At 52.1% G+C, this 15,961-nt stretch carries 14 protein-coding genes, 2 tRNA genes and 2 rRNA genes; 10 read left to right on the forward strand and 8 right to left on the reverse strand.

Annotated elements, in window-relative coordinates:
• Positions 1–18: 18 nt before the first annotated feature.
• A complete protein-coding gene (locus SOM82_RS04100; protein WP_320460281.1) occupies positions 19–408 on the forward strand; it encodes a VOC family protein in 390 nt (129 codons plus the stop codon).
• A 62-nt stretch (positions 409–470) separates the two neighbouring features.
• On the forward strand, positions 471–1,757 hold the full coding sequence (gene tilS, locus SOM82_RS04105) for a tRNA lysidine(34) synthetase TilS (RefSeq protein WP_320460280.1): 1,287 nt from the start codon (positions 471–473) through the stop codon (positions 1,755–1,757).
• 29 nt (positions 1,758–1,786) lie between these two features.
• Here the strand turns inward: tilS and rof are convergent, their stop codons facing one another.
• Both rof and SOM82_RS04115 read right to left on the reverse strand, forming a co-directional pair.
• Positions 1,787–2,047 (reverse strand): Rho-binding antiterminator, encoded by a 261-nt coding sequence (gene rof, locus SOM82_RS04110; protein ID WP_154127268.1) that lies wholly within the window; start codon positions 2,045–2,047, stop codon positions 1,787–1,789.
• Complete coding sequence (locus SOM82_RS04115) at positions 2,034–2,234, reverse strand: YaeP family protein (RefSeq protein ID WP_320460279.1); 201 nt, start codon at positions 2,232–2,234, stop codon at positions 2,034–2,036. Before SOM82_RS04115 ends, rof begins: the two co-directional genes overlap by 14 nt.
• Before the next feature lie 198 nt (positions 2,235–2,432).
• Here SOM82_RS04115 and SOM82_RS04120 point away from each other — a divergent pair, with 198 nt between their 5' ends.
• The 3 genes from SOM82_RS04120 to nlpE are packed head-to-tail and all read left to right on the forward strand — an operon-like array spanning position 2,433 to position 4,130.
• Positions 2,433–2,978, forward strand: a complete 546-nt coding sequence (locus SOM82_RS04120) for a YaeQ family protein (RefSeq protein WP_320460278.1) — start codon at positions 2,433–2,435, stop codon at positions 2,976–2,978.
• Positions 2,975–3,397: an alternative ribosome rescue aminoacyl-tRNA hydrolase ArfB gene (arfB, locus tag SOM82_RS04125; protein ID WP_154127270.1), complete on the forward strand. Its 423-nt coding sequence runs from the start codon at positions 2,975–2,977 to the stop codon at positions 3,395–3,397. The genes SOM82_RS04120 and arfB overlap by 4 nt, the downstream gene beginning before the upstream one ends.
• A 34-nt stretch (positions 3,398–3,431) precedes the next feature.
• Complete coding sequence (gene nlpE, locus SOM82_RS04130; RefSeq protein WP_320460277.1) at positions 3,432–4,130, forward strand: envelope stress response activation lipoprotein NlpE; 699 nt, start codon at positions 3,432–3,434, stop codon at positions 4,128–4,130.
• Positions 4,131–4,183: 53 nt separating this feature from the next.
• On the opposite strand, the gene proS is transcribed toward nlpE, so the two are convergent.
• The 6 genes from proS to metN all read right to left on the reverse strand — a co-directional run bounded on the left by proS (position 4,184) and on the right by metN (position 9,761).
• Complete coding sequence (proS, locus tag SOM82_RS04135; RefSeq protein WP_320460276.1) at positions 4,184–5,902, reverse strand: proline--tRNA ligase; 1,719 nt, start codon at positions 5,900–5,902, stop codon at positions 4,184–4,186.
• 111 nt (positions 5,903–6,013) lie between these two features.
• Positions 6,014–6,721: a tRNA (N6-threonylcarbamoyladenosine(37)-N6)-methyltransferase TrmO gene (gene tsaA, locus SOM82_RS04140; protein ID WP_320460275.1), complete on the reverse strand. Its 708-nt coding sequence runs from the start codon at positions 6,719–6,721 to the stop codon at positions 6,014–6,016.
• Positions 6,718–7,122, reverse strand: coding sequence for an envelope stress sensor lipoprotein RcsF (gene rcsF, locus SOM82_RS04145; RefSeq protein WP_154127273.1), 405 nt, complete (start codon positions 7,120–7,122; stop codon positions 6,718–6,720). Before rcsF ends, tsaA begins: the two co-directional genes overlap by 4 nt.
• A gap of 107 nt (positions 7,123–7,229) precedes the next feature.
• A complete protein-coding gene (metQ, locus tag SOM82_RS04150; protein ID WP_154127274.1) occupies positions 7,230–8,045 on the reverse strand; it encodes a methionine ABC transporter substrate-binding lipoprotein MetQ in 816 nt (271 codons plus the stop codon).
• A 38-nt stretch (positions 8,046–8,083) separates the two neighbouring features.
• Complete coding sequence (locus tag SOM82_RS04155) at positions 8,084–8,737, reverse strand: methionine ABC transporter permease MetI (protein WP_003856130.1); 654 nt, start codon at positions 8,735–8,737, stop codon at positions 8,084–8,086.
• Positions 8,730–9,761, reverse strand: a complete 1,032-nt coding sequence (gene metN / locus SOM82_RS04160) for a methionine ABC transporter ATP-binding protein MetN (protein ID WP_154127275.1) — start codon at positions 9,759–9,761, stop codon at positions 8,730–8,732. Before metN ends, SOM82_RS04155 begins: the two co-directional genes overlap by 8 nt.
• Before the next feature lie 188 nt (positions 9,762–9,949).
• On the opposite strand from metN, the gene gmhB reads away from it, so the two are divergent.
• From gmhB to SOM82_RS04185, 5 genes are all read left to right on the forward strand, one after another.
• Complete coding sequence (gmhB, locus tag SOM82_RS04165) at positions 9,950–10,507, forward strand: D-glycero-beta-D-manno-heptose 1,7-bisphosphate 7-phosphatase (protein ID WP_320460274.1); 558 nt, start codon at positions 9,950–9,952, stop codon at positions 10,505–10,507.
• A 380-nt stretch (positions 10,508–10,887) separates the two neighbouring features.
• A 16S ribosomal RNA gene (locus SOM82_RS04170) occupies positions 10,888–12,427 on the forward strand.
• A 71-nt stretch (positions 12,428–12,498) separates the two neighbouring features.
• Positions 12,499–12,575 (forward strand) — tRNA-Ile (locus tag SOM82_RS04175).
• A 110-nt stretch (positions 12,576–12,685) separates the two neighbouring features.
• Positions 12,686–12,761, forward strand: a tRNA-Ala gene (locus SOM82_RS04180).
• Positions 12,762–12,967: 206 nt separating this feature from the next.
• Positions 12,968–15,874, forward strand: a 23S ribosomal RNA gene (locus SOM82_RS04185).
• The 16S and 23S rRNA genes sit together here with 2 tRNA genes alongside, the layout of an rRNA operon.
• Positions 15,875–15,961 lie beyond the last annotated feature (87 nt).

Here is a 15,961-nt window from a genome sequence, read left to right on the forward strand (position 1 = left end):
TTAAAAAAAGGAGACGCTATGCTGGGGTTAAAACAGGTTCACCATATTGCTATTATTGCTACCGATTATGCCAGGAGTAAGGCTTTTTATTGCGATGTTCTTGGCTTCACGCTGATGGGCGAAGCCTATCGTGCTGAGCGTGACTCCTGGAAAGGTGACCTGGCGCTGAACGGCCAATATGTGATTGAGCTGTTCTCGTTTCCCTTTCCGCCGACTCGTCCCTCGCGGCCAGAAGCGTGCGGGCTGCGCCATCTCGCCTTCAGCGTGGATGATATTGATGAGGCAGTGAAGCATCTCGAAGAGCACGGTGTAACGTGCGAGGCTATTCGTATTGATCCCTTTACCGATAAACGCTTTACCTTTTTCAACGATCCGGATGGCTTACCGCTTGAGCTCTACCAGCAGTAATGCTTGCTAACCATAACAATGCCCGGTAATTTTCGGGCATTGTCACTTCTGTGAAACGCCTTATGACACAACCTTTTATCGCCCAGTCCGTTTCCCCATACCGCCAGCTGCTGGTGGGGTTTAGCGGTGGTCTGGATTCAACGGTGCTGCTGCACCGACTGATGCTCTGGCGCGAGCGGGAGCCTGACGTCCTGATTCGGGCGATTCATATCCACCATGGATTAAGCGCTTATGCGGATGAGTGGGTGGCCCATTGTGAGGCAATCTGTAAAGCGTGGCGTATTCCACTTCTCGTGGAACGTGTGCGGCTTGTAGATGAAGGGCTGGGTGTAGAAGCGCAGGCGCGTAAAGCGCGATATGCCGCGTTTGCGCAATCACTTCAGCCTGACGAAGCGCTTGTCACAGCGCAGCATCTTGACGACCAGTGCGAAACCTTTTTACTGGCACTGAAGCGTGGGAGTGGTCCGGCGGGGTTATCCGCTATGCCCGAACGCGCCCCGTTTGCCGGTACGCAATTACTGCGTCCGCTGTTAGGCGAAACGCGTGCATCGCTTGAACGATGGGCGCAGGAATATCAACTGCGCTGGATAGAAGACGAAAGCAATCAGGACGACAGCTACGATCGCAACTTTTTAAGATTGCGCATCTTACCGATGCTTTCGCAGCGTTGGCCGCACTTTTCTGAGGCTACGGCAAGAAGCGCAAGAGTGTGTGCTGAGCAGGAAACGCTGCTGGATGAACTGCTGAGTGAGCAACTGGCCGGTATGATATCGGCGGACGGCGCGCTCAGTATTGCGCCACTTGAAGCCATGAGCGCGGTACGTCGTGCTGCATTGCTGCGGCGCTGGCTGGCTGAACATCATGCTCAAATGCCATCGCGTGACATGCTGACCCGCATCTGGAATGAGGTGGCTCAGGCGCGTGAGGATGCGAATCCGTGCTTACATCTCAATGGTTTTGAGGTAAGACGCTTCAGGGGGCAACTGTGGTGGATCAAGCGTCAGCCACGGCTTGCGGATGAGATTTTTGTCTGGGGCGATACCCGTGAGCCTCTGGTTTTGCCGCAGGGCGCGGGGCGAGTTTCCCTGGGTTCAGTCGGCAATGTACGTCGTCCTGACGTTCATGAATCCGTCACAATCCGTTTTAAAGCCAGCGGTCAGCTTCATATCGTAGGGCGCAATGGTGGACGAAAGCTCAAGAAAATCTGGCAAGAGTGTAATGTCCCGCCCTGGTTACGCGATACTACGCCCCTGCTATTTTACGGAGAGACGCTCATTGCTGCTGCTGGGGTCTTTGTGACGCGAGAAGGATGGAGCGATGATGGCTTACTGCTTGAATGGAAGGCGTAACGGGCAGTCAGGCCGCCCGTTACAGATAATCATGACTCGCTTACCACCACAGTACCGATTTCCGGGTGGCTAAAGCTGGCAATTTTATCGAGACGAAGTTCACGTGTTGTACCTGCGTCTTCGACGACGAGATATTCAACATTTTTGCGTGACACCAGATCGCTGGCTTTTGCCTTCAGCACCTCGCCATCTTTTAACGCCAGCGCCAGAATCAGATGATGCTGGCAGGCGAGCTCGAGGTTGTCATAGTCATCACAGTTGATGGGTTGATAGGTATCATTCATTGACATAATCGCTCACCAGTAAATTCGCAGCAGCATACGCCGCTTTTTCCCTGACCGATTCTGAAAGGCTGTCATCTAACGCTACTTCATTCAGCACTTTCAGTACACAGCCCAACGCATCCGGGATATAACCCAGATCTCCGCTGGCAATTTCCGCATACCTTTTGCGAATTAACTCACAATAATTTTCCACATCCCCTCCTGCCAACGTACTGACGTTACTGTGAGATACCCTTAAGCCTACGAAGATAAACACGGTTTAGCAAGGTGACTATACCATACTCATTCATGCAATATCAGCGCCTTGATATTGCGAAGGCGCGACCTGCCAAAACAGCCTTTTTAGCGGAATTTCGTTACAATGAGCCTCTGATTCGAATGGAGTTCTCTCATGGCGCTGAAAGCGACAATTTATAAAGCGGTGGTCAATGTGGCCGATCTTGACCGCAACCGGTTCCTCGATGCGTCATTAACGCTGGCACGTCACCCTTCCGAGACGCAGGAGCGCATGATGCTGCGCCTGCTGGCGTGGGTAAAATATGCCAATGAACGGCTGCAGTTTACCCGGGGTTTGAGTGCTGAAGACGAGCCGGAAGCCTGGTTGTTGAATGATCATCTGGGCATTGATTTGTGGATTGAGCTTGGTCTGCCTGACGAGCGCCGCATTAAAAAGGCGTGCACGCAATCCGCAGAAGTCGCGATATTTGCCTATAATCAACGTGCTGCAGAAATCTGGTGGCAGCAGAACCAGAAGAAATGCGCGCAGTTCCCGCATCTTTCTGTTTGGTATCTGGATGATGAACAACTGGCGCAACTGAGCGCCTTTGCCACCCGAACCATGGCACTGCAGGCGACGATCCAGGATGGCGCAATCTGGTTATCTGACGCCCAGAATAATCTGGAAATTCATCTTACCGCGTGGCAGTCACCTTCATGATTGTGATATCCCGAACCGTTACCATTCCAGATAATGAGCTTGAGATCACAGCGATCCGCGCTCAGGGAGCGGGCGGGCAGCATGTGAATAAGTCTTCAACGGCTATCCATTTGCGCTTTGATATTCGGGCCTCTGGTCTGCCAGAGTCGTATAAAGAAGCGCTGCTTGCGGCCAGTCACCATCTCATTACCAGTGATGGCGTGATCATTATCAAGGCGCAAGAGTACCGCAGCCAGGATTTGAATCGTGAGGCTGCAGTTGCGCGGCTGGTCGCGGTGATACAAGAATTAACCGCAGTGCAAAAAAGCCGTCGGGCCACGCGACCGACACGCGCATCGAAAGAACGTCGGCTGTCATCGAAAGCGCAAAAATCCACCGTAAAGTCACTGCGTGGAAAAGTCCGGCGGCCACAGGAATAACGAGCCAGGATTTAATTGTTATAAGGAATTCATCGTGAAAACAACGATATTGTCAGTGTTAGCGGCCTCCACATTGTTCGCTTTAATCGGTTGTAATAATCGAGCGGAGATGCAGACTCTGCAGCCGACTCATTCGGAAGAGTTAAAACCGATGCAACAAAGCTGGCGTGGCGTTTTGCCCTGCGCCGATTGTGAAGGTATCGAAACCACACTGTATCTCGAAAAGGATGGTACCTGGGTTATGAACCAGCGCTATCAGGGCGCGAAAGAGCCATCGTCCTTTGCGTCTTACGGCAAATGGGCACGAACGGCCGAGAAGCTGGTGCTGACGGATGCTGAAGGCGAAAAAACGTATTTCCGCGCGAAAGGCGACGGAATGGAGATGCTGGATCGAGAAGGGAATCCCATCGAATCCCAGTTTAACTATACGCTGGCACCGGTAAAAGCGGCTTTGCCGTCCACGCCGATGGCAATGCGCGGCATGTATTTCTATATGGCAGATGCGGCAATCTTTACCGATTGCGCAACCGGAAAGAAAATTAGCGTAGCGAATAATGCACAGCTGGAGCGTGATTACGCCGTAGCGCGTGGGAATGACAGCAAACCGGTACTGCTGACGGTCAATGGCCACTTTACCCTGGAACCTAATCCGGATAGTGGAGAGAGGGTCAAAACGCTGGTGGCGGATAAAACGGCGAAATTTGTGCCGGGGAAAGACTGCAGCAGTCAATAAGCTTTCTGTGAAGCCGATAGTAAAAACCCCGCATTCGCGGGGTTTTTTGTCGCTTAACCTTTGATGGCTTTCACCAGGTAATCAAGGATATCGCCAGTCTTGATCATCTGTTTCTCGCCGCTACGACGGTATTTGTACTCAATTTCGTCGCTGTCGAGGTTGCGGTCACCGATAACGACGGTGTGCGGGATACCGATCAGTTCCATATCCGCGAACATCACACCTGGACGCTCTTTACGGTCGTCCATGAGCACTTCGATACCCTGAGCGCGCAGTTCGCTGTACAGCTTCTCTGCCAGTTCCTGGACGCGATACGATTTGTGCATATTCATTGGCAGGATCGCCACCTGGAATGGTGCGATATTGTCCGGCCATACGATGCCGCGCTCATCGTGGTTCTGCTCAATAGCCGCTGCCACCACGCGGGTGACGCCAATACCGTAGCAGCCCATTGTCAGGGTCTGGTTACGACCATCTTCACCCTGTACAGCAGCATTCAGCGCCTGCGAGTATTTCGTACCCAGCTGGAAAATATGGCCGACTTCGATACCGCGTTTGATCATCAGCGTACCCTGACCGTCCGGGCTTGGATCGCCAGCGACAACGTTACGGATATCCGCGACTTCTGGCGTCGCGACGTCGCGATCCCAGTTAATGCCAAAGTAGTGTTTGCCATCAATGTTCGCGCCGGCAGAGAAATCGCTCATTGCAGCTACGGTGCGGTCGATGACCACTGGAATTGGCAGATTAACCGGACCCAGAGAACCCGGCCCTGCATTGACCACTGCGCGGATTTCCGCTTCGGTAGCAAATGTCAGCGGGCTCGCAACCTGAGGCAGCTTCTCGGCTTTCACTTCGTTCAGTTCATGATCGCCACGGACCAGCAGGGCAACCAGCGGATACGCGCTCCCCTCAACGGATTTCACCAGCAGCGTTTTAACGGTTTTCTCAACCGGCAGGCCAAACTGCTCAACCAGTTCGGTGATGGTTTTTGCGTTTGGCGTATCAACCAGCTTCATCTCTTCGGTCGCGGCAGCGCGAGGGGCTGTTGGCGCCAGAGCTTCGGCAAACTCGATGTTTGCAGCATAGTCTGAGCTATCGGAGAAGATCACATCATCTTCACCGCTTTGTGCCAGAACCTGGAATTCGTGGGAGGCGCTACCACCGATAGAACCGGTATCAGCCTGAACAGCGCGGAAATCAAGACCCATGCGGGAGAAGATTTTGCTGTATGCGCCGTACATCACGTCGTAGGTTTCCTGCAGAGATTCCTGTGAAGTATGGAAAGAGTAAGCATCTTTCATCAGGAATTCACGGGAGCGCATAACGCCGAAACGTGGACGAACTTCGTCGCGGAACTTGGTTTGGATCTGGAAGAAGTTCAGCGGCAGCTGTTTGTACGAGTTCAGCTCGTTACGAATCAGGTCGGTGATCACCTCTTCGTGCGTTGGGCCGAGAACGAACGGGCGCTCGCCACGATCCACAAAGCGCAGCAGCTCCGGACCGTACTGCTCCCAGCGGCCACTTTCCATCCACAGGTCAGCCGGCTGAACCACAGGCATGGACACCTCGATTGCACCGGCGTTGTTCATCTCTTCACGCACGATGTTTTCGACTTTTTTCAGGACGCGCAGGCCGGTCGGCAGCCAGGTGTACAACCCGGAGGCCAGCTTGCGGATCATCCCGGCGCGCAGCATCAGCTGGTGGCTGATGACCTCAGCGTCGGCAGGTGTCTCCTTCAGTGTGGAGAGCAGATATTGGCTAGTACGCATGTTGTTACGGTTCCATTTCGACGATTGGACCAGACTGAAACGTCAGCCTGACACAAAAAAGTGGTTTAGTTTACCAGTGTGGCAAAGATGCCAAAAGAGAGGAAAATAAAATTAGCGCACTTCCAGCGCAAACACTTCAAAACCCGCATCGGTGACACGCCAGCGAACGTTAAAATCAAGTAGCCAGACGGCGTAAGTTTTCCCTGCTTCTTCCTCTTTGCGATAGGCCGGGCGCGGATCTTGCGCCAGCACTTCGACAATAAAGTCTTTCAGTCGGGGATACCGTTGTTCCAGGTGTAGAAGCTGAACAGAAACCTCAGCGGTGAAGCCGACCGGCATCGTTGCCGTTGGTGCCTGCTGGGCATAGCTCGCCCGCGCATCGGGAAGTGCTTCCGCAAAGGGCAGGTACGGTTTTATGTCCACTACCGGCGTGCCGTCGACAAGATCCAAACTCCCCAGTTCAAGAATCACCTGATCCTTTTGGCAGCGGATATTCTTAAGTTCTACCAGGGACATACCGACAGGGTTGGGGCGAAAGGTCGAACGCGTGGCGAACACCCCCATTCTGGCATTCCCACCCAGTCGCGGAGGGCGAACCGTAGGGCGCCATCCGCCTTCCATCGTTTGATGAAAGATAAAAAGTACCCACAGATGGCTAAACGCCTCCAGTCCACGTACCGCTTCGGCCTGGTTATAAGGTGCAATTAAGTGAAGTTCGCCGCCACAGCTCTTAACCAGACCAGGCTGGCGCGGTACGGCAAACTTCTCTTTATAAGGCGAGCGAATGATACCAATCTGCTCGAACTGGAATGCACTCATTTAGCCGATACGTTAAGGGCATTACCCATGCAAACAGCCTGACGGTAGCAGCCCGGCGTGCCGCTGGTCACTTCGCAGCTATGCAGCAATACGGCGTTAGCCTTCATTTTTGCAGCGTTGATCTGCAGACGTTTACGCGCCGTAGGAATGTTTGGCGGAGAGTCCTGATTAGAGGCCTGGCATGATTCACCGGTCACTTCACCCAGGTCGCGGAAGGGTTTACCCACCAGATCTTCTGCATTGGTATAGATTTTTACCGGTGCCGGACGCGGCGCTTTCGGTTTTACTGGCTCCACTTTGGGTGGGGTTGCAGTGCTTTTAACAGGTTCAACAGGAGATCTGCTTAGCATTGAACAGCCGCTCAGCATGAGTGCTAAAAGACAGATCGGTAAAGCACGCATAATATTTCCTCAATGAATAATCAAATCGTCAGCTATTGAATCAGTTGCCTGCAAAAATGACAAGACGGGCTTTCGCCCGTCCTGAATGATATTACACAAAGGGAAGATTACCAGCCTTTAACAGCGCCTCCGTTAAAGACTTTGTTGGCTTCCTGGTAAACTTCGTCAGACTGATAGGCCTCTACGAATTTTTTCACGTTTTCCGCATCTTTGTTATCTTCGCGGCTCACGATCAGGTTGACGTATGGAGAGTCTTTATCTTCAACAAAGATACCGTCTTTCGCTGGTGTCAGACCAATCTGGCTGGCATAAGTGGTGTTGATGACCGCCAGAGCAATCTGCGCATCGTCCAGTGACCGTGGCAGCTGTGGCGCTTCCAGTTCAACCAGTTTCAGGTTTTTTGGGTTTTCAACCACATCAAGCACCGTTGGCAACAAGCCCACGCCATCTTTCAGTTTGATCAGACCGACTTTCTGCAGCAACAGCAGGGAGCGGCCCAGGTTGGTCGGGTCGTTAGGAATGGCGACCTGAGAACCCGGCTGCAGTTCTTCCAGTGATTTGATTTTTTTGGAGTAGCCCGCAATCGGGTACACGAAAGTATTACCCACTGGAACGAGCTTGTAGCCACGGTCTTTAATCTGCTGATCCAGATACGGTTTGTGCTGGAAGGCGTTAGCGTCAATGTCGCCTTTACTCAGCGCTTCGTTTGGCAGTACGTAGTCATTGAAGGTCACCAGCTCAACGTCCAGACCGTATTTCTCTTTTGCCACTTTCTGCGCAACTTCAGCAACCTGCTGCTCTGCACCAACGATTACGCCAACTTTGATGTGGTTTGGATCTTTTTCATCCTGACCGCAACCCACCAGTGCCAGAGAGCCAATCAGCGCGCCTACCGCTGCAAAGGTCTTAAATTTAAAGGTCATGTTTTATCCTTAATTCGTCGAGTTTGCGTTGTGTAACGTTATTTATGAGTAACAGCCCGGACGATGCGATCGCCTGAGAATTGAATGAGGTAAACCAGTACAACCAGCAATACCAGAACCGTATTCATTACGGTAGCGTTATAACCAATATAGCCATATTGATAGCCGATCTGGCCCAAACCGCCAGCGCCTACGGCTCCGCCCATCGCGGAATAACCCACCAGCGTGATAAGCGTAATGGTGGCCGCGTTCACCAGACCGGGCAGTGCTTCTGGTAATAAGACCTTACGCACAATTTGCATGGGGGTTGCCCCCATCGCGCGCGAGGCTTCTATTAAACCTGTCGGGATCTCAAGCAGGGCGTTTTCTACCATACGGGCAATAAACGGTGCTGCACCGACGGTGAGAGGAACAATTGCCGCCTGCAGGCCGATAGAGGTACCGACGATGACGCGGGTAAAGGGAATCATCCAGACCAGCAGGATAATAAAAGGAATAGAACGGAAGATGTTAACCAGCGCAGAGAGCGTGCGGTACAGCTTCGCGTTTTCAATGATTTGCCCTGGACGCGTGACATACAGCAGTACGCCAACCGGCAGGCCAATGACAAAACCAAAAAAACCAGATACGAAGGTCATCGCCAGCGTCTCCCATACGCCGCGAACCAGCAGCCACATCATCGGCTCAGACATAACCCAGTACCTCTATTTTTACGTGGTGTTCTTGCAGCCAGGCAATGGCCGCTTTCGTTTCTTCTTCTGTTCCGTGCATTTCGGTCAGCATGATGCCGAACTTGACGCCTCCGGCATAATCCATCTGCGCGCTAATAATGTTGTTGTTCACATTAAAGCGGCGTGCGGTTTCGGAAAGCAGGGGGGCATCAACGGACTGGCCGGTAAATTCCATTCGCAGCATGGGAACGCTGTCTGCGCTGGATTCAGTTTTCAGTCGCGCCAGATAATCTTCAGGAATATCCAGATGCAACGTCGATTGAATAAACTGCTGGGCCAGCGGTGTTTTTGGGTGTGAGAACACTTCGCTTACCGTGTCCTGTTCAATCAATTCGCCATTGCTAATCACCGCGACACAGTCACAAATGCGCTTAACGACATCCATCTCATGGGTGATGAGAAGAATCGTCAGCCCCAGACGACGGTTGATGTCCTTGAGTAATTCAAGAATCGAACGGGTTGTGGCAGGATCGAGCGCGCTGGTGGCTTCGTCACACAGCAGTACTTTTGGATTGCTGGCTAACGCACGGGCAATCGCTACGCGCTGTTTTTGGCCCCCGGACAGGTTTGCCGGATAGCTGTCATGCTTATCAGACAGACCCACCAGATCTAAAAGCTCGGTGACGCGGCGTTTAATCTCTTCTTTCGGGGTGTTGTCCAGCTCCAGCGGCAGCGCGACGTTACCAAAAACGGTGCGTGATGCCAGCAGGTTAAAGTGCTGGAAGATCATCCCTATCTGACGACGGGCCTGAGTTAATTCTTTTTCGGAAAGTTTGGTCAGTTCCTGGCCGCCAACCTGGACGCTACCTTCGGTTGGACGTTCGAGCAGGTTAACGCAGCGGATGAGCGTACTTTTACCTGCACCAGATGCGCCAATGACGCCATAAATCTGTCCAGCCGGAACATGCAGGCTAACGTTATTCAGCGCCTGAATAGTTCGGGTTCCTTGCTGGAACACTTTGGTGATATTGGAAAGTTTAATCATTAGATTATTTTTATCGTATGTAAGTTGGCCGTGGCATTTTCTTCTGCCAGATACGGGTGTTTACCGTAAACAAAATGGATGTTAAGGCATCCAGACGTCTAAATCAATGCGGCAGTGTGTGATGAGCACTTTCTTGCACGGTGAAACATGAGATACTAACAGGACATGCCTTTTTCAGGAGCAAACCCGTGGCAAAATCAGTACCTGCAATTTTTCTCGATCGTGATGGCACGATTAATGTCGATCACGGTTATGTACATGAGATTGATGAGTTCGAATTTATTGATGGCGTTATTGATGCCATGCGTGAACTTAAAGCAATGGGTTATGCGCTGGTGGTGGTGACCAACCAGTCTGGGATCGCCAGGGGTAAATTTACCGAAGCGCAATTCGAAACGCTGACCGAATGGATGGACTGGTCACTGGCCGATCGCGATGTCGAACTGGATGGTATCTATTATTGCCCGCACCACCCGCAAGGAACTGTAGAAGAATATCGTCAGACATGTGATTGCCGTAAGCCGCACCCGGGGATGTTTATCTCTGCCCAGGAGTTCTTGCACATTGATATGGCTTCTTCTTATATGGTGGGCGATAAACTGGAAGATATGCAGGCAGCTGCGGCAGCGGGAGTGGGGACAAAAGTGTTAGTTCGCACGGGTAAGCCGGTCACCCCCGAAGCGGAAGCAGCAGCCGATTTTGTAATTAATAGCCTGGCTGACCTGCCAAAAGCGCTAAAAAAGTAGCAAAAACCGGCGTTATGATGAAAATATGAGCGGTTGAAATAAAAATGCATTTTTCCGCTTGTCATTCCTCAGAAGCTCCCTATAATGCGCCTCCATCGACACGGCGGATGTGAATCACTTCACACAAACAGCCGGTTCGGTTGAAGAGAAAAAATCCTGAAATTCAGGGTTGACTCTGAAAGAGGAAAGCGTAATATACGCCACCTCGCAACGGTGAGCGAAAGCCGCGTTGCACTGCTCTTTAACAATTTATCAGACAATCTGTGTGGGCACTCAAAGTGACATGGATTCTAAACGTCGCAAGACGCTAAATGAATAACCAAGTCTCTGAGTGAACATACGTAATTCATTACGAAGTTTAATTCACGAGCATCAAACTTAAATTGAAGAGTTTGATCATGGCTCAGATTGAACGCTGGCGGCAGGCCTAACACATGCAAGTCGAGCGGTAGCACAGAGAGCTTGCTCTCGGGTGACGAGCGGCGGACGGGTGAGTAATGTCTGGGAAACTGCCTGATGGAGGGGGATAACTACTGGAAACGGTAGCTAATACCGCATAACGTCGCAAGACCAAAGAGGGGGACCTTCGGGCCTCTTGCCATCAGATGTGCCCAGATGGGATTAGCTAGTAGGTGGGGTAACGGCTCACCTAGGCGACGATCCCTAGCTGGTCTGAGAGGATGACCAGCCACACTGGAACTGAGACACGGTCCAGACTCCTACGGGAGGCAGCAGTGGGGAATATTGCACAATGGGCGCAAGCCTGATGCAGCCATGCCGCGTGTATGAAGAAGGCCTTCGGGTTGTAAAGTACTTTCAGCGAGGAGGAAGGCATTGTGGTTAATAACCGCAGTGATTGACGTTACTCGCAGAAGAAGCACCGGCTAACTCCGTGCCAGCAGCCGCGGTAATACGGAGGGTGCAAGCGTTAATCGGAATTACTGGGCGTAAAGCGCACGCAGGCGGTCTGTCAAGTCGGATGTGAAATCCCCGGGCTCAACCTGGGAACTGCATTCGAAACTGGCAGGCTAGAGTCTTGTAGAGGGGGGTAGAATTCCAGGTGTAGCGGTGAAATGCGTAGAGATCTGGAGGAATACCGGTGGCGAAGGCGGCCCCCTGGACAAAGACTGACGCTCAGGTGCGAAAGCGTGGGGAGCAAACAGGATTAGATACCCTGGTAGTCCACGCCGTAAACGATGTCGACTTGGAGGTTGTTCCCTTGAGGAGTGGCTTCCGGAGCTAACGCGTTAAGTCGACCGCCTGGGGAGTACGGCCGCAAGGTTAAAACTCAAATGAATTGACGGGGGCCCGCACAAGCGGTGGAGCATGTGGTTTAATTCGATGCAACGCGAAGAACCTTACCTACTCTTGACATCCACGGAATTTAGCAGAGATGCTTTAGTGCCTTCGGGAACCGTGAGACAGGTGCTGCATGGCTGTCGTCAGCTCGTGTTGTGAAATGTTGGGTTAAGTCCCGCAACGAGCGCAACCCTTATCCTTTGTTGCCAGCGGTTCGGCCGGGAACTCAAAGGAGACTGCCAGTGATAAACTGGAGGAAGGTGGGGATGACGTCAAGTCATCATGGCCCTTACGAGTAGGGCTACACACGTGCTACAATGGCGCATACAAAGAGAAGCGACCTCGCGAGAGCAAGCGGACCTCATAAAGTGCGTCGTAGTCCGGATTGGAGTCTGCAACTCGACTCCATGAAGTCGGAATCGCTAGTAATCGTAGATCAGAATGCTACGGTGAATACGTTCCCGGGCCTTGTACACACCGCCCGTCACACCATGGGAGTGGGTTGCAAAAGAAGTAGGTAGCTTAACCTTCGGGAGGGCGCTTACCACTTTGTGATTCATGACTGGGGTGAAGTCGTAACAAGGTAACCGTAGGGGAACCTGCGGTTGGATCACCTCCTTACCTGAAAGAACCTGCCTTTGTAGTGCTCACACAGATTGTCTGATGAAAAATAAGCAGTAAAAAATCTCTGCAGGCTTGTAGCTCAGGTGGTTAGAGCGCACCCCTGATAAGGGTGAGGTCGGTGGTTCAAGTCCACTCAGGCCTACCAAATTTATCCTGATACTGCGTTGTGAAAAGACTCGCATACTTCAGTATGCTTCGTCATTCCACGCCTTGTCTCAGTCTAAATTACCGGTAATGAGATTTAGTCTTTGCGATGGGGTTATAGCTCAGCTGGGAGAGCGCCTGCCTTGCACGCAGGAGGTCTGCGGTTCGATCCCGCATAGCTCCACCATCCTTTACTGCTGAAAACAAGAAAACTTCAGAGTGTACCTGAAAAGGTTCACTGCGAAGTTTTGCTCTTTAAAAATCTGGATCAAGCTGAAAATTGAAACGACACACTGTGTCTGTTCTCCGTAATAAGAACAGACAGGCGGTGTGTTCGAGTCTCTCAAATTTTCGCAATGCGATGATGTTTTACGAAACATCTTCGGGTTGTGAGGTTAAGCGACTAAGCGTACACGGTGGATGCCCTGGCAGTCAGAGGCGATGAAGGGCGTGCTAATCTGCGATAAGCGTCGGCGAGGTGATATGAACCTTTGACCCGGCGATACCCGAATGGGGAAACCCAGTGTGTTTCGACACACTATCATGTCATGAATACATAGTGGCATGAGGCGAACCGGGGGAACTGAAACATCTAAGTACCCCGAGGAAAAGAAATCAACCGAGATTCCCCCAGTAGCGGCGAGCGAACGGGGAAGAGCCCAGAGTCTGAATCAGCGCGCGTGTTAGTGGAACGGTCTGGAAAGTCCGACGGTACAGGGTGATAGTCCCGTACATAAAAATGCACGCGTTGTGAACTCGAAGAGTAGGGCGGGACACGTGGTATCCTGTCTGAATATGGGGGGACCATCCTCCAAGGCTAAATACTCCTGACTGACCGATAGTGAACCAGTACCGTGAGGGAAAGGCGAAAAGAACCCCGGCGAGGGGAGTGAAAAAGAACCTGAAACCGTGTACGTACAAGCAGTGGGAGCCTACTTGTTAGGTGACTGCGTACCTTTTGTATAATGGGTCAGCGACTTATATTCTGTAGCAAGGTTAACCGTATAGGGGAGCCGAAGGGAAACCGAGTCTTAACTGGGCGTTAAGTTGCAGGGTATAGACCCGAAACCCGGTGATCTAGCCATGGGCAGGTTGAAGGTTGGGTAACACTAACTGGAGGACCGAACCGACTAATGTTGAAAAATTAGCGGATGACTTGTGGCTGGGGGTGAAAGGCCAATCAAACCGGGAGATAGCTGGTTCTCCCCGAAAGCTATTTAGGTAGCGCCTCGTGAACTCATCTTCGGGGGTAGAGCACTGTTTCGGCTAGGGGGCCATCCCGGCTTACCAACCCGATGCAAACTACGAATACCGAAGAATGTTATCACGGGAGACACACGGCGGGTGCTAACGTCCGTCGTGAAGAGGGAAACAACCCAGACCGCCAGCTAAGGTCCCAAAGTCATGGTTAAGTGGGAAACGATGTGGGAAGGCACAGACAGCCAGGATGTTGGCTTAGAAGCAGCCATCATTTAAAGAAAGCGTAATAGCTCACTGGTCGAGTCGGCCTGCGCGGAAGATGTAACGGGGCTAAACCATGCACCGAAGCTGCGGCAGCGACACTTAGGTGTTGTTGGGTAGGGGAGCGTTCTGTAAGCCGTTGAAGGTGAACTGTGAGGTTTGCTGGAGGTATCAGAAGTGCGAATGCTGACATAAGTAACGATAAAGCGGGTGAAAAGCCCGCTCGCCGGAAGACCAAGGGTTCCTGTCCAACGTTAATCGGGGCAGGGTGAGTCGACCCCTAAGGCGAGGCCGAAAGGCGTAGTCGATGGGAAACAGGTTAATATTCCTGTACTCGGTGTTACTGCGAAGGGGGGACGGAGAAGGCTATGTTAGCCGGGCGACGGTTGTCCCGGTTTAAGCATGTAGGCGGAGAGTTTAGGTAAATCCGGACTCTTATCTAACGCTGAGGTGTGACGACGAGGCACTACGGTGCTGAAGTAACAAATGCCCTGCTTCCAGGAAAAGCCTCTAAGCATCAGGTAACATCAAATCGTACCCCAAACCGACACAGGTGGTCAGGTAGAGAATACCAAGGCGCTTGAGAGAACTCGGGTGAAGGAACTAGGCAAAATGGTGCCGTAACTTCGGGAGAAGGCACGCTGGTGTGTAGGTGAAGTCCCTGCGGACGGAGCTGAAACCAGTCGAAGATACCAGCTGGCTGCAACTGTTTATTAAAAACACAGCACTGTGCAAACACGAAAGTGGACGTATACGGTGTGACGCCTGCCCGGTGCCGGAAGGTTAATTGATGGGGTTAGCCGCAAGGCGAAGCTCTTGATCGAAGCCCCGGTAAACGGCGGCCGTAACTATAACGGTCCTAAGGTAGCGAAATTCCTTGTCGGGTAAGTTCCGACCTGCACGAATGGCGTAATGATGGCCAGGCTGTCTCCACCCGAGACTCAGTGAAATTGAACTCGCTGTGAAGATGCAGTGTACCCGCGGCAAGACGGAAAGACCCCGTGAACCTTTACTATAGCTTGACACTGAACACTGGTCCTTGATGTGTAGGATAGGTGGGAGGCTTTGAAGCGTGGACGCCAGTCTGCGTGGAGCCAACCTTGAAATACCACCCTTTAATGGCTGGTGTTCTAACGTAGACCCGTAATCCGGGTTGCGGACAGTGTCTGGTGGGTAGTTTGACTGGGGCGGTCTCCTCCTAAAGAGTAACGGAGGAGCACGAAGGTTAGCTAATCCTGGTCGGACATCAGGAGGTTAGTGCAATGGCATAAGCTAGCTTGACTGCGAGAGTGACGGCTCGAGCAGGTGCGAAAGCAGGTCATAGTGATCCGGTGGTTCTGAATGGAAGGGCCATCGCTCAACGGATAAAAGGTACTCCGGGGATAACAGGCTGATACCGCCCAAGAGTTCATATCGACGGCGGTGTTTGGCACCTCGATGTCGGCTCATCACATCCTGGGGCTGAAGTAGGTCCCAAGGGTACGGCTGTTCGCCGTTTAAAGTGGTACGCGAGCTGGGTTTAGAACGTCGTGAGACAGTTCGGTCCCTATCTGCCGTGGGCGCTGGAGAATTGAGGGGGGCTGCTCCTAGTACGAGAGGACCGGAGTGGACGCATCACTGGTGTTCGGGTTGTCATGCCAATGGCATTGCCCGGTAGCTAAATGCGGAAAAGATAAGTGCTGAAAGCATCTAAGCACGAAACTTGCCCCGAGATGAGTTCTCCCTGACTCTTTAAGAGTCCTGAAGGAACGTTGAAGACTACGACGTTGATAGGTCGGGTGTGTAAGTGCAGCGATGCATTGAGCTAACCGATACTAATGAACCGTGAGGCTTAACCTTACAACGCCGAAGATGTTTTGGCGGAAGAGACGATATTCAGCTTGATACAGATTAACTGATGCGCGAAGAAGCGTGTTGGTAACAGAA

The organism is Lelliottia sp. CFBP8978 (genome assembly GCF_034046055.2).
Lineage (GTDB): Bacteria > Pseudomonadota > Gammaproteobacteria > Enterobacterales > Enterobacteriaceae > Enterobacter.

Coding starts and splice junctions, on each gene's coding strand:
- SOM82_RS04120 (WP_320460278.1), top strand. CDS start 2,433: ATGGCGCTGAAAGCGACAATTTATAAAGCGGTGGTCAATGTGGCCGAT.
- metN (WP_154127275.1), bottom strand. CDS start 9,761: ATGATTAAACTTTCCAATATCACCAAAGTGTTCCAGCAAGGAACCCGA.
- rof (WP_154127268.1), bottom strand. CDS start 2,047: ATGTCAATGAATGATACCTATCAACCCATCAACTGTGATGACTATGAC.
- SOM82_RS04100 (WP_320460281.1), top strand. CDS start 19: ATGCTGGGGTTAAAACAGGTTCACCATATTGCTATTATTGCTACCGAT.
- proS (WP_320460276.1), bottom strand. CDS start 5,902: ATGCGTACTAGCCAATATCTGCTCTCCACACTGAAGGAGACACCTGCC.
- rcsF (WP_154127273.1), bottom strand. CDS start 7,122: ATGCGTGCTTTACCGATCTGTCTTTTAGCACTCATGCTGAGCGGCTGT.
- arfB (WP_154127270.1), top strand. CDS start 2,975: ATGATTGTGATATCCCGAACCGTTACCATTCCAGATAATGAGCTTGAG.
- metQ (WP_154127274.1), bottom strand. CDS start 8,045: ATGACCTTTAAATTTAAGACCTTTGCAGCGGTAGGCGCGCTGATTGGC.
- tilS (WP_320460280.1), top strand. CDS start 471: ATGACACAACCTTTTATCGCCCAGTCCGTTTCCCCATACCGCCAGCTG.
- SOM82_RS04155 (WP_003856130.1), bottom strand. CDS start 8,737: ATGTCTGAGCCGATGATGTGGCTGCTGGTTCGCGGCGTATGGGAGACG.
- tsaA (WP_320460275.1), bottom strand. CDS start 6,721: ATGAGTGCATTCCAGTTCGAGCAGATTGGTATCATTCGCTCGCCTTAT.